The sequence below is a fragment of the Serpentinimonas raichei genome (assembly GCF_000828895.1).
Lineage (GTDB): Bacteria > Pseudomonadota > Gammaproteobacteria > Burkholderiales > Burkholderiaceae_C > Serpentinimonas > Serpentinimonas raichei.
In genome coordinates this window covers 1390270-1402433 of sequence record NZ_AP014568.1, presented here as the reverse complement: position 1 = coordinate 1402433, position 12164 = coordinate 1390270, and the positions used below count along the sequence as shown (strand labels likewise).

Annotated in this window: 12 protein-coding genes and 1 tRNA gene; 4 read left to right on the top strand and 9 right to left on the bottom strand. The window is 67.9% G+C overall.

What is annotated here, in order from left to right:
* Positions 1-21 precede the first annotated feature (21 nt).
* A complete protein-coding gene (bioB, locus tag SRAA_RS06565) occupies positions 22-1095 on the top strand; it encodes a biotin synthase BioB (protein WP_082039950.1) in 1074 nt (357 codons plus the stop codon).
* A gap of 40 nt (positions 1096-1135) precedes the next feature.
* Here the strand turns inward: bioB and rsxB are convergent, their stop codons facing one another.
* The 7 genes from rsxB to SRAA_RS06530 all read right to left on the bottom strand — a co-directional run bounded on the left by rsxB (position 1136) and on the right by SRAA_RS06530 (position 7909).
* Positions 1136-1846, bottom strand: a complete 711-nt coding sequence (rsxB, locus tag SRAA_RS06560; protein WP_045531578.1) for an electron transport complex subunit RsxB — start codon at positions 1844-1846, stop codon at positions 1136-1138.
* On the bottom strand, positions 1839-3266 hold the full coding sequence (locus SRAA_RS06555; RefSeq protein ID WP_045531576.1) for a polyhydroxyalkanoate depolymerase: 1428 nt from the start codon (positions 3264-3266) through the stop codon (positions 1839-1841). Before SRAA_RS06555 ends, rsxB begins: the two co-directional genes overlap by 8 nt.
* A gap of 105 nt (positions 3267-3371) precedes the next feature.
* Entirely contained in the window at positions 3372-4568 is a 1197-nt protein-coding gene (locus SRAA_RS06550) for an amino acid aminotransferase (protein ID WP_045531575.1), read from the bottom strand.
* 98 nt (positions 4569-4666) lie between these two features.
* The gene (locus SRAA_RS06545) at positions 4667-5644 is read right to left on the bottom strand and encodes a thiamine phosphate synthase (RefSeq protein ID WP_045531573.1); all 978 of its coding nucleotides are present in this window, start codon (positions 5642-5644) and stop codon (positions 4667-4669) included.
* A gap of 20 nt (positions 5645-5664) precedes the next feature.
* Positions 5665-6468 (bottom strand): thiazole synthase, encoded by an 804-nt coding sequence (locus tag SRAA_RS06540; RefSeq protein ID WP_045531571.1) that lies wholly within the window; start codon positions 6466-6468, stop codon positions 5665-5667.
* Between the two features lie 16 nt (positions 6469-6484).
* Complete coding sequence (gene thiS / locus SRAA_RS06535) at positions 6485-6718, bottom strand: sulfur carrier protein ThiS (protein WP_420834912.1); 234 nt, start codon at positions 6716-6718, stop codon at positions 6485-6487.
* A gap of 63 nt (positions 6719-6781) precedes the next feature.
* A complete protein-coding gene (locus SRAA_RS06530) occupies positions 6782-7909 on the bottom strand; it encodes an FAD-dependent oxidoreductase (RefSeq protein WP_045531569.1) in 1128 nt (375 codons plus the stop codon).
* Between the two features lie 279 nt (positions 7910-8188).
* Here SRAA_RS06530 and SRAA_RS06525 point away from each other — a divergent pair, with 279 nt between their 5' ends.
* The 3 genes from SRAA_RS06525 (at position 8189) to thiD (ending at position 9719) form a co-directional block, all read left to right on the top strand.
* On the top strand, positions 8189-8452 hold the full coding sequence (locus SRAA_RS06525; protein ID WP_045533436.1) for a type II toxin-antitoxin system CcdA family antitoxin: 264 nt from the start codon (positions 8189-8191) through the stop codon (positions 8450-8452).
* Entirely contained in the window at positions 8452-8769 is a 318-nt protein-coding gene (locus SRAA_RS06520; RefSeq protein WP_045531567.1) for a CcdB family protein, read from the top strand. The genes SRAA_RS06525 and SRAA_RS06520 overlap by 1 nt, the downstream gene beginning before the upstream one ends.
* A gap of 74 nt (positions 8770-8843) precedes the next feature.
* A complete protein-coding gene (thiD, locus tag SRAA_RS06515; RefSeq protein ID WP_045531565.1) occupies positions 8844-9719 on the top strand; it encodes a bifunctional hydroxymethylpyrimidine kinase/phosphomethylpyrimidine kinase in 876 nt (291 codons plus the stop codon).
* 39 nt (positions 9720-9758) lie between these two features.
* Here thiD and SRAA_RS06510 read toward each other — a convergent pair.
* A tRNA-Thr gene (locus SRAA_RS06510) sits at positions 9759-9834 on the bottom strand.
* A 58-nt stretch (positions 9835-9892) separates the two neighbouring features.
* Positions 9893-12079: a methionine--tRNA ligase gene (metG, locus tag SRAA_RS06505; RefSeq protein WP_045531564.1), complete on the bottom strand. Its 2187-nt coding sequence runs from the start codon at positions 12077-12079 to the stop codon at positions 9893-9895.
* Between the last annotated feature and the right edge of the window lie 85 nt (positions 12080-12164).

Sequence of the window (12164 nt, the reverse complement as noted above, 5' to 3'; positions counted from 1 at the left end):
CCCACCTGCACACCAAGAGACATGAACACCTGCGCTGCCTCCACCGATACCGCAATCGAAGCCCCGATCAATATCTCTGCGCTCAAGGGCGCGCCAAAGTCTTCATCTGCAGCCAAAGTGGCGGGCCATGAAGCGTCCCCGCGCTGGCCGCAAGCCACCATCGAGGCCTTGTTTGAGCGGCCGCTGCTGGACTTGCTGTTCCAGGCGCAGCAAGTGCACCGGCAGCACTTCGACCCCAACGAGGTGCAGCTCTCGACCCTGCTCTCGATCAAGACCGGTGGCTGCGCCGAAGACTGTGGCTACTGCCCGCAGTCGGCGCACTTCGACACCGGTATCGAGGCCAGCAAGCTGATGCCGCTCGATGCCGTGCTGCAAGCCGCCCGCGATGCCAAGGCCCAAGGCGCCAGCCGCTTTTGCATGGGCGCGGCCTGGCGCAGCCCCAAAATGCGCGATCTGCAGCGCGTCACCGAAATGGTGCAGGGCGTGCGCGCGCTCGGGCTGGAAACCTGCATGACGCTCGGCATGCTCGACGCCGAGCAGGCGCAGCAGCTCAAAAGCGCCGGGCTCGATTACTACAACCACAACCTCGACAGCGCGCCCGATTTTTACGGCCAGATCATCAGCACGCGCAGCTACCAAGACCGGCTCGACACGCTGGAGCACGTGCGCCAGGCCGGCATCAATGTGTGCAGCGGTGGCATCGTCGGCATGGGCGAGACGCGCGCGCAACGCGCTGGCCTGATCGCCCAACTGGCCAACCTTGATCCCTACCCGGAGTCGGTGCCGATCAACAACCTGGTGCCCATGCCCGGCACCCCGCTGGCCGACGCCGAGCCGATCGACCCCTTCGAGTTCGTGCGCACCATTGCGGTGGCGCGCATCACCATGCCAAGCGCCTGGGTGCGGCTCTCGGCCGGACGCGAGCAGATGGACGACGCGCTGCAAGCGCTGTGCTTTGCCGCCGGGGCCAACTCGATCTTTTACGGCGATCGGCTGCTCACCACCGCCAACCCGCAGGCTGCGCGCGACCGCGCCTTGTTTGAGCGCCTGGGGTTGCGGGCGCAGGGCCAGACCGCGGCCCCTCCTAGCGCCTGAGCGAGCCAGCGCCTGAACGCCACAGGCGGCCCAAGCCCCCTCAAGGCTGCGCGGGGTTGGGCTTCGGATCGGCGGCGCCCTCCAGCCGCGCCGCCTGCGCCGCCCGGGCCCGCGCCAGCGCGGCCTCGATCAGGGCGCGCTTGCGCTCCAGCACGGCCGGGTCGGTGTGTTTGGAGTGGCTGGGCAGGTCGGCCAGTTTGCTCTCGGCCTTGGCGATCAGGCGCTGCTGTTGCGCTGTGGCTTGGCGCTCCAGCCGCTGCTGGCGCTGGGTGTAGCGCTGGCGCGCCTGCTCGGCTTGGGCCGTGCTCCAAGCAGCCCAGCCGGTGGGCACGGGCTGGGCGTCGCTGACCGGCTCCATGCGGATGCAGTCCACCGGGCACACCGGCAGGCACAGGTCGCAGCCGGTGCAATAGGGCTCGATCACGGTGTGCATGCGCTTGTGCGTGCCCACGATGGCGTCGGTCGGGCAGGCCTTGAGGCACAGGGTGCAGCCGATGCACCATTGTTCGTCGATCACCGCCACCGTCATGGGGCCCTCGGGCCCGTGGGTGGGGTTCAGCGCCAAGGCCGGGCGGCCGAGCAGGGCCGCCAGCCGCACCACGCCTGCTTGGCCGCCGGGTGGGCACTGGTTGATTTCGGCCGTGCCAGCCGCCAGCCCGGTCGCGTAGCTGCGGCAGTCCGGGTAGCCGCAACGCTGGCACTGCGTTTGCGGCAGCAGCGCGTCGATGCGCTCGATCAGGTTCTCATTCACCCGTGCCCGGTTTGCGTGCGGTGCGCCGCCTGGGTGCAGCCGTGTTGGCGTCGGTGATGGTGGTGGCGGTAACCTTGGACGGCACCGTTTCGTCGGAATCGCCGTCGTCGAGCTCGGCCGCGCCCTTGCGCGCCGCTTCTTGGGCCGCAGCCGAGGTGGGCTCGTGTTCGACAATGAAGGCGCGCACGATCGGATAGACCTGCTCGCGCCAGCGCCGGCCGCTGAAAATCCCGTAGTGCCCGGCCCCCGGCACCTCGTAGTGGCGCTGTTCCGGGTCGGCGATGCCGGTGCACAGATCGTGCGCGGCGCGGGTCTGGCCGCAGCCCGAAATGTCGTCGAGCTCGCCTTCTACGGTCAGCAAGCCCGTGTTGCAGATGTCTTGCGGGCGCACGCGCTCGGGTTGCCCTTGCTCGTTGCGCACGTCCCAAGTGCCGTGCATGAGCTTGAACTCCTGGAACACGGTGTTGATGGTTTCCAGGTAGTAGTGCGCGTCCATGTCGAGCACCGCGTTGTACTCGTCGTAGAACTGGCGGTGCGCCTCGGCGCTTTCGTTGTCGCCCTTGATCAGGTCGCGGAAGTAGTCGTAGTGGCTGCTGGCGTGCCGGTCCGGGTTCATGGCGATGAAGCCGGTGTGCTGCAAAAAGCCCGGATAGACGCGCCGCCCGGCGCCCGGAAAATTGGTTGGCACGCGGTAGATCACGTTGTTCTCGAACCACTCGAAGCTGCGCTGCGCCGCCAGGTTGTTGACCGAGGTCGGTGATTTGCGCGCGTCGATGGGGCCGCCCATCATGGTCATGGACAGCGGCGCGAGTTCGCCCCGGCTGGCCATGAGCGAGACCCCCGCGAGCACCGGCACGGTCGGCTGGCAAACGCTGATGACGTGGCAGTTGCCGTATTTTTGCTGCAGATGGCGAATGAACTCCTGCACATAGTTGACGTAGTCGTCGAGGTGAAAATCGCCTTCGGACAGCGGCACCATGCGCGCGTTCTTCCAGTCGGTGATATAGACCTTGTGCTCGCGCAGCATGGTGCGCACGGTGTCGCGCAGCAGCGTGGCGTAGTGGCCCGACAGCGGTGCCACGATCAGCACCACGGGCTGGGTTTTGAGCCGGGTCAGCGTGGCCGGGTGGTCAGAAAAGCGCTTGAAGCGGCGCAGCTCGCAAAAGGGCTTGTCGATCTCGATGCGCTCGTCGATCGCCACGTGCTGGCCCTCGATGTCCACATGGCGCACGCCGAACTCGGGCTTTTCGTAGTCTTTGCCGAGGCGGTGCACGAGGTCGTAGGCGGCAGCAATGCGCTGCGCCATCGGCACCTGACCCAGCGGCGAGAGCGGGTTGGCAAACAACTTGGCGGTCATTTGCGCAAAGTCGGAAAAGGGCTCGATCAGTGAACGCTGATTCTCGTAAATTTGGTACAGCATGGGCTTGCCCCTAGAAAAATGTTGCAGTGCAACACAATATATCAGGATAGACTGATTTTGTCCTGACTAAATGCTGCGCTTGACGCCCAGTGTCGCACAGGTGCCTCAAACCACGGCCGCAATCGAGCGGCAGACGTGCCCGATGTTGTGGCTGTTGAGCGCGGCCACGCACATGCGGCCGGTGTCGGTGCCATAGACGCCGAACTCGCCGCGCAGGCGCAGCATCTGCTCCTTGCTCAGGCCCGAGTAGCTGAACATGCCGATCTGTTCGGTGATGAAGCCCATGTCTTGCGCCACCCCGGCGGCTTTCAGGCCGGCCACCAATTGCTGGCGCATGTGCTTGATGCGCACGCGCATTTCCCCCAGCTCATGCTCCCAGAGTTCGCGCAGTTTGGGGTCGTTGAGCACCACGGCCACGATGGCGCCGCCGTGCGTAGGCGGGTTGGAGTAGTTGGTGCGGATCACGATTTTGAGCTGCGACAGCACGCGCGCGGCTTCGTCTTTGCTGGCGCACAGCACCGAGAGCGCCCCCACGCGCTCGCCGTAGAGGCTGAAGCTCTTGGAAAACGAGGTCGAAACCAGCAGATCGAGGCCGGCGGCGACAAACTGCTGAATCACCGCGCCGTCTTCGACGATGCCGTGGCCAAAGCCCTGGTAGGCCATGTCGAGGAAGGGCGTGAGGCCGCGCGCCTTGACCACGGCCACCACCTGCGCCCACTGCGCCGGCGTGAGGTCGTAGCCGGTCGGGTTGTGGCAGCAGGCGTGCAGCAGCACCACGGTGCCGGGGGCGGCAGCCTCTAGGCTGGCCAGCATTCCGGCAAAGTTCAGGCCGCGCTGCGCCGCGTCGTAGTAGGCGTAGGTGCCGACTTCAAAGCCGGCCTGGGTGAACAGGGCGCGGTGGTTTTCCCAACTCGGGTCGCTGATCAGCAACTGGGCGCCAGGCTGGAGTTTTTTCAGGAAGTCGGCGCCGATTTTCAGGCCTCCGGTGCCGCCGATGGCCTGCACCGTGGCCACGCGCCCACTTTGTACCGGCTCGCTGGCGGCGCCAAAGACCAGCGCCTTGACCGCGTTGTCGTAGGCGGCGATGCCGTCGATGGGCAGGTAGCCGCGTGCGGCGGGTTTTTCCATCAGGGCGCGCTCGGCCAGTTGCACGCATTGCAGCAGGGGCAGCTTGCCCTCGTCGTCGTAATAAACCCCGACCCCGAGGTTGACTTTGTTGGGGCGCGGATCGGCTGCAAACTGCTCGTTCAGACCCAGGATCGGGTCGCGCGGGGCCATTTCGACGGCGGAAAAGAGGGACATGGGAGGGGCCTGTGGGTAGGATGAAAAGGGCGCTTGGGGCTGAGCAAGCCTGCAAGTCAAAACCCCCATTTTACCGTGTTGCCTGCATGCCCAAGCGCTCAGGCCGCGCGCAGTTGCGCCCAGCGCTGCATCAGCGCGCGCGCGGCCGCTTCGGGCTCGGCGGCGCTGGTCAGGGCGCGCACCACGGCAAAGGAGCCCACGCCGCTGGCGGCGACGGCGGGCAGTTGCTCGGGCCCGATGCCACCGATGGCCACGCTGGGCAGCAGGCCGCGCAGCAACTGCGCGTAGGCGTGCAGTCGGGCGCTGCCTTGCGGCGCGGTGGCCATGGCTTTGAGGGTGGTGGGGTACACCGCCCCGAGCGCCAAGTAGCTGGGCCGCAGGCGGGCGGCGCGCAGCAGTTCGGCGTAGCCGTGGGTGCTCAGGCCCAGCCGCAGCCCGGCGCGGCGCAGCGCGGGCAGGGCGTCGGGGGGCAGGGTGTCGAGGTCTTCCTGCCCCAGGTGCACACCGTAGGCCCCGGCCTCGAGGGCGGCTTGCCAGTGGTCGTTGATGAACAGGCGGCTGGGTGGCTGGCCGCTGGCGCTGGCCACGGCTTGCACTGCCGCTGCGGCGGCTTGCACCTCGGCGCGCACGGCGGCGGCGTGGCCCGATTTGAAGCGCAGTTGCAGCGTGGGCACGCCGGCCTGCGCCATGCGCTGCACCCAGGCGGCGCTGGGCAGCACGGCGTAGAGGCCGAGTTCGGCCGGGCAGGGAGCGAAGGGCGGCGCTGGAGCGGCTTCGGTGGGTGGGTCGAGCAGGCCGAAATCTTGCGCTTCAGTGGGCCAGTTGGGGTTCCAGTCGCTGGCGGGGGCGCTGGCAGAGGCTGATGCGAGTCGGCCCTCGCGCTCGCTGCGGCGCTGCCAGGCACGGGCAATGGCGGCGGCGTCGGGCTCGATGAAGCCCAGGCGGCGCGCAGCGGCATAGGCCAAGTCGTTCGCGCTGGCGCTGGCGGGTTCGGCCAAGCGGTCGGCTTGGTCGGGCAGGGCCAAGGCGGCGTGGCGCTGCACCAGGTCGTGCAGGCGCTCTGGGGTGGTGTTCATGTGGGGGTGCGGCCAGCCTTTCAGGCCTGGTGCCAAAACGGCGTTCCCAGCACCGGTGTGCTGGGCTGGGCGCTGTCTTGCGCTGGCATGGCACCGGCCAAAAAGGCGCTGCGCCCGGCCTGCACCGCAGCCGCAAAGGCACCCGCCATGCGCACCGGGTCCAGCGCCAGCGCCACCGCGGTGTTGAGCAGCACGCCGTCGAAGCCCCACTCCATCACCTGGCAGGCGTGCGAGGGCAGGCCGAGCCCGGCATCGACGATCAGCGGCACGCTCAGGCGCTCGCGCAGGCTGCGCAAGGCCCAGGGGTTCAAGGGGCCCTTGCCGGTGCCGATCGGGGCCGCCCAGGGCATCACGGCCTGGCAGCCCACATCGACCAGGCGCTGGCACAGCACCAGGTCTTCGGTGCAGTAGGGCAGCACCTTGAAGCCGCGCCGGGTGAGCTGGTCGGCGCCGCTCACCAGGTTCAGGGTGTCGGGCTGCAAGGTGTAGTCGTCGCCGATGATTTCGAGCTTGATCCAGTCGGTGCCGTACAGCTCGCGCGCCATTTCGGCGGTGGAGATGGCCTCTTGCACGCTGTGGCAGCCGGCGGTGTTGGGCAGCAGTGGCACCTGCATTTGCTGCAGCAGGCTCCAGAAGGGCTGGCCAGCCTCGGGGGCGGCGGCGTTCTGGCGCCGCAGCGCGGCGGTGAGCATGCAGGGCTGGGCCAGCGCCACGGCCTGCTGCAGCAGCGCGGGCGAGGGGTAGCGCGCCGTGCCCAGCATCAGGCGGCTGGAAAAATGCTGGCCGTAGAGGATGAGGGGGTCGGCGGTGGGGCTGGGGTTCATGCTGCGGGCGGCGCGCTCAGCCGCCGGTGACGGGGGAAATGAGCTCGATCCGGTCGCCCTCGGCCAGCGCGGTGTGCGCGTACTGGCTTTTGGGGACGAACTGCAGATTGAGGGCGGCGGCAAAGGGCTCGGCTGGCCGCACGGCGGCCACCGCATCGGCTAGGGTAGCCCCTAGGGGCAAGGTCAGCGGCTGCTGATTGAGCCAGATTTGCAAGGTGGCGCTGGCAGTGGCTGCAAGGGGTGGCGTCATGGGGGTGATGGGTGGGCTGGATGCGGGAACGGTCGTAGGCAAAGGGTTCGGCAAAGGCGTGCTTTAAGCCGCCAGCGCCGCCGCGCAAGGCTCGAAGCGCAGCCCCAGCCCTTGGGCCAGATCGTGGCTGCGCTGCTGCACGTATTCGAGCACGGCGTCGCACACGGCGGGGCCGATCAGGTAGCCGTGGCGGAACAGGCCGTTGATCTGCAGTACCTGCGGCGCGCACTCGCGCACCAGCGGCTGGTGGTCGAGCAGGGTGGGGCGGCACTGGCTTTGCAGCCCGACGATGCGCGCCTCGCCAAAGCCGGGGTGCACCGCGTAGGCGGCGCTGAGCAGCTCCAGCGCCGAGCGCGCGCTCACCTCAGACAAATCTTCGGACTCGATCTGCGTGGCCCCGACGACAAAAAAATGGTCCTGCTTGGGCGCGATGTAGAGCGGGTAGCGCGGGTGCAGCAGCCGGGTCGGGCGCTGCAGCGTCACGCCGGGGGCATACAGGCAGGCCACTTCGCCGCGCACCCCGCGCAGTGGCCGCTCGGTGGCGGCCCAGTCGGGCTGCGCCCCCAGGCCGCGGCAGTCCAGCACCCAGCCGCCGTGCTGGCGTTGCCAAGCCAGCGCCTGCTCCAGCCCGGTGGGGTGGCTCCAGTGCAGCGCCGTGCCGCGCTGCTCCAGTTCGGCTTGCAGCGCTTGCAGCAGTTGGTGGTTGTCGAGCTGGCCTTCTTGGGGCAGGTAGATGCCGCTCTGGAAATGCCCGGCCACGCTGGGCTCCAGCGCCGCCAGTTGCTGCGCGTCCAGCGGCTGCGCCGCTTGCAGCTCGGGCAGCTGCTGCACCGTCTGCGCCCAGACGCGGCTCAGGCGCGTGGCCTCGGCGGCGTCTTGGCGGTGCCACAGAATGAGGGTGCCGTCTTGCTGGAAATAAACCGGCTGCTGCAGCGAGGCAATCAGTTCGCGCCAGCGCGGCAGCGCGTACAGCCCCATGCGCACCACATTGGCCTCGGCCACGGCGGCTTCGGCCAGTGGGGCCAGCATGGCGGCGGCGACCCAAGCGGCCGCGCCTTGGTCGGTGGCGGCGCGCGCTTCATGGAGCGTGACCGGGTGGCCGCTGCGCGCCAGCGCCACGCCCAGCAAACGGCCCATTAGGCCGGCCCCGAGGATGAGCACCGGTGCGGGTTGGGGGCGATACACTGACATGAGGGGTAGATTCCAAGCGATAAAAACCGCCCAAACGCGGGCGGCAGGCAGGGCCGTGTCATGTCGCAGCGGGCAAATGCTGCACAGGAGGCGCTGGCCAATGCGGGCTCAACGGCGCTGGGGAAAATATACCATGCCGGTTTTGGTCCATGACAAAAGCGCTGCGCCGCGTCCGCTGTCCGTGCCTTCTGGCACCGGCCCGCAGCCCACAAGCACCCAATGTGGGCCAAGCAGTGTGGGTTAAAATATGCGCACATCAACATGCGCATGGAGATTGCTATGCCCCCTACGCAGACGGTGCGGCGCCCCCGCGCTGGCCCGACTGGCAAGCGCGCAACCAACCTCAGCTTGAGCAGCGATGTGCTGGATGCGGCCAAACAATTGAACCTCAACCTGTCGCAGGTTTGCGATGCCTATCTGCGCGAGCGGGTGCGCCACGAGCTGGAGCGGCGCTGGCGCAGCGACCACGCCGAATTCATTGCCGCCTACAACGCCACCGTCGAGGCCGAAGGCTTGCCGCTGAGTGAGTGGAGCAGCTTCTGATGGCCCGTTTTGATGTCTATCCAAATCCGGGCCGACACGCCGACACCACGCCCTATCTGCTCGATGTGCAGAGCGATTTGCTCGACGCGCTCGACAGCCGCATGGTGATCCCCTTGCGCCGCCTCGCGCATTTTCCCGTGCTTCGGCTGCCTACACCGCTCATGCCCGTGCTGCGCATAGAAGGCGATGAGTTTCTGCTGGAGACGCCCAAAATGGCTGCCGTGCCCAAGCGGGTTTTGCGCTCGGCCGTGGGCTCGCTCGCGCATGAGCAGGAGCCCATCAACGCGGCGCTGGATTTTTTGTTTCAGGGTTATTGAATCGCCCATTCGAGGGCCACAGGCTGGCTCCCTCTTGCAGCCCGCCCATCATCGCTTTTGAGACACCCACACCCATGTCGCACGCCCCCGCACCGCCCGACTCCCTCAACCCCCCGTGGCGCTATGCCCGGGTGCTCACCATAGCCGGCAGCGACAGCGGCGGCGGGGCCGGGGTGCAGGCCGACCTCAAAACCTTTGCCGCGCTGGGCTGCTACGGCATGAGCGCCATCACCGCGCTGACGGCGCAAAACACCCTCGGGGTGCGCGCCATCCACGCCGTGCCCCCGGCCTTCTTGGAGCAGCAAATCGCCGCCGTGCTGGAAGACATCGGCGTCGATGCGGTCAAGATCGGGATGCTGCACGCGCCCGAGGTGGTGCGCGTGGTGGCGCGCGCGCTCGATCGCTACGCGCCGCCCTGGGTGGTGCTGGACCCGGTGATGGTCGCCACCAGCGGCGACGCGCTGATCGAGCCCGAAACCGTGGCGCTGCTGCGCGCCGAGCTGTTTCCCCGCGCCAGCCTGGTCACGCCCAACCTCGACGAAGCCGCGCTGCTGCTGGGCCGCGCCCTGCCCGATGAAGCCGCGTTGGACGCCGCCGCCGCCGACTTGCTGGCGCTGGGCGCGCGCGCCGTGCTGCTCAAGGGCGGGCACCTGCAGGGCGAGCACCTGACCGACGTGCTGGCCAGCGCCGGCACCGCCCCCGCCGCCTGGCTGCGCCTGCGCGGGCCGCGCATCGCCAGCCGCAACATCCACGGCACCGGCTGCACCCTCGCTGCGGCGATTGCGGCGCAGTTGGCGCTCGGCTTGGCGCTGCCCCAGGCGGTGCAGGCGGCCCACGCCTGGGTGCGCAGCGCGATCGAGGCCGGCGCCGGTGCGCGCATCGGTGCTGGGCACGGGCCGCTGAATCATGGTTTTGCGCCGCTGGCGCTGCGGCGCTTGCCTGCTGCTTGACGTCCTGCACGCACTTGGAGGGCCTTTTCTGCTTTCAAGTGGTGCCGGAAAGAGGAATCGAACCCCCGACCTTCTCATTACGAATGAGCTGCTCTACCGACTGAGCTATTCCGGCACTGAAGCAAGACTGGGGAAAACCCAGAGCCTGTGATTATATTGCGCGCGCAAGCCCTTCAATGCACCCGCATCCCCGGCTCGGCCCCCGGCCAGGCTTGCAGCAGGTACAGGCCGGGGCGGGCCTGTTCGTCGGCGTGGCTGGCCGAGAGCACCATGCCTTCGCTGACGCCAAACTTCATTTTGCGCGGGGCCAGGTTGGCAACCAGCACGGTGAGCTGGCCGACCAGTTGCTCCGGCTGGTAGGCGCTGGCGATGCCGGAAAACACGTTGCGCAAGCGCCCCTCCCCGGCGTCGAGCGTGAGGCGCAGCAGCTTGGTCGAGCCGCTGACGGCCTCGCAGGCGACGATGCGCGCGATGCGCAGATCGACTTTGCCAAAGTCCTCGATCCCGATCTGGGGGGCAACGGATTCGCCGCCGGGCAGGGGGGCGTCGGGGTCGGCCGCTGCGGGCGCTGGATGCTCGGTGTGTGCGGCTTTGGGGCTGGCTTTGAGCACCGGGGCGGCGGGGTTGGCTGGACTGGCGGGGTTGGCAGGAGCGGCGGCAGGCTCGAACAGCTCTTGCAGGCGCTTGGCATCAACGCGCTGCATCAGGTGCTGGTAGGCGCCGATGGCGTGGCCAGCGCCCAGCGGCGTGGCGGCGTTGGCCCAGTCCAGCGGGGCGCAGCGCAAAAAGGCTTCGACTTGGCCCGCCAACTGCGGCAGCACCGGCTTGAGCAGCGCCGTGAGCACGCGAAAGCACTCGATGCAGGTGCTGCACACGTCTTGCAGGCGCGCCGCGCAGTCGGGCTGGCGCGCCAGTTCCCAGGGTTTGTTTTGGTCCACGTATTCGTTCACGCGGTCGGCCAGCGCCATGGTCTCGCGGATGGCTTTGCCATACTCGCGCTCGGCCAGCAGCTCGGCGATTTGCGGCACGGCGCGCTGCAAGCCGTCGAGCAGGGCTTCGCCGTCCGGGGCCAGGGGGCCGAGGCGGCCCTCGAAGCGCTGCGCCAGAAAACCGGCCGCGCGCGAGGCGATGTTGATGTATTTGCCGACCAAATCGGAATTGACGCGGGCCACGAAGTCTTGCGGGTTGAAGTCCACGTCTTCGTTGCGGCTGCTCAGTTTGGCCGCCAGGTAGTAGCGCAGCCACTCGGGGTTGAGGCCGAGTTGCAGGTATTTGAGCGGATCGAGCCCGGTGCCGCGGCTCTTGCTCATCTTTTCGCCGCCGTGCAGGGTCAAGAAGCCGTGTACGTAAATGGCGCTGGGCACCTTGCGGCCGGAAAAATGCAGCATCGCGGGCCAGAACAGGCTGTGAAAGGTGATGATGTCTTTGCCGATGAAGTGCACCTGCTCCACGGCTGGGTCGGCCAGGAACTGCTCGAAGCTCTGCGCGGTGCGCGAGGCCGGGTGTCCGTGCGCGGCGGCCTGGCCGCTGTCGAAATGGTGCTTGAGGCTGGCGAGGTAGCCGATCGGGGCGTCGAGCCAGACGTAGAAATACTTGCCCGGCGCATCGGGGATTTCGATCCCAAAGTAGGGCGCGTCGCGGCTGATGTCCCAGTCGCCCATTTTGGCCTGGCCGTCGTCGCCGGGGGCTAGCCATTCGCTGATTTTGTTGAGCACCTCGGGCTGCAAGCGCCCGGGCGTGCTGGTCCACTGGTCGAGGAATTCGAGGCAGCGCGGGTCGGACAGTTTGAAGAAGAAATGCTCGGACTGGCGCAGCAGCGGCGTGGCACCCGAGAGCGCCGAGTAGGGCTGGCGCAGCTCGGTCGGGGCATAGACGGCGCCGCAGGCTTCGCAGTTGTCGCCGTACTGGTCCGGCGCGCCGCACTGGGGGCAGATGCCCTTGATGTAGCGGTCGGGCAGGAACATGTTTTTCTCGGGGTCGAAAAACTGCTCGATGGTGCGGCTCTCGATCAGGCCAGCGGCCTTGAGGTCGAGGTAGATGCGCTGCGCCAGCGCGTGGTTTTCGGGCGCGTCGGTGCTGTGCCAGTGGTCGAAGCGGATGTGAAAACCGTCCAAGTAGGGCGCGCGGCCGGCGGCGATGGCAGCCACGAACTGCTGCGGCGTCTGGCCGGCCTTTTCGGCCGCGATCATGATCGGCGCCCCGTGCGCATCGTCGGCGCAGACGAAGTGCACCTCGTGCCCGTGCAGCCGCTGCGAGCGCACCCAGATGTCGGCCTGGATGTACTCCATGATGTGGCCGATGTGGAAGGCACCGTTGGCGTAGGGCAGGGCGGTGGTGACGAAAAAGCGGCGCTGGGTCATGGGGCTGGGCGGTGGGCAGGTAAGCGCTTGATTTTAGCGGTCACAACTTGGCGCCACCAAACCCCCACAAACCCAGAGCCTCCCT

Coding starts and splice junctions, on each gene's coding strand:
- SRAA_RS06555 (WP_045531576.1), bottom strand. CDS start 3,266: ATGCTGTACCAAATTTACGAGAATCAGCGTTCACTGATCGAGCCCTTT.
- SRAA_RS06545 (WP_045531573.1), bottom strand. CDS start 5,644: ATGAACACCACCCCAGAGCGCCTGCACGACCTGGTGCAGCGCCACGCC.
- thiD (WP_045531565.1), top strand. CDS start 8,844: ATGTCGCACGCCCCCGCACCGCCCGACTCCCTCAACCCCCCGTGGCGC.
- bioB (WP_082039950.1), top strand. CDS start 22: ATGAACACCTGCGCTGCCTCCACCGATACCGCAATCGAAGCCCCGATC.
- SRAA_RS06525 (WP_045533436.1), top strand. CDS start 8,189: ATGCCCCCTACGCAGACGGTGCGGCGCCCCCGCGCTGGCCCGACTGGC.
- SRAA_RS06550 (WP_045531575.1), bottom strand. CDS start 4,568: ATGTCCCTCTTTTCCGCCGTCGAAATGGCCCCGCGCGACCCGATCCTG.
- thiS (WP_420834912.1), bottom strand. CDS start 6,718: ATGACGCCACCCCTTGCAGCCACTGCCAGCGCCACCTTGCAAATCTGG.
- SRAA_RS06520 (WP_045531567.1), top strand. CDS start 8,452: ATGGCCCGTTTTGATGTCTATCCAAATCCGGGCCGACACGCCGACACC.
- metG (WP_045531564.1), bottom strand. CDS start 12,079: ATGACCCAGCGCCGCTTTTTCGTCACCACCGCCCTGCCCTACGCCAAC.
- SRAA_RS06530 (WP_045531569.1), bottom strand. CDS start 7,909: ATGTCAGTGTATCGCCCCCAACCCGCACCGGTGCTCATCCTCGGGGCC.
- SRAA_RS06540 (WP_045531571.1), bottom strand. CDS start 6,468: ATGAACCCCAGCCCCACCGCCGACCCCCTCATCCTCTACGGCCAGCAT.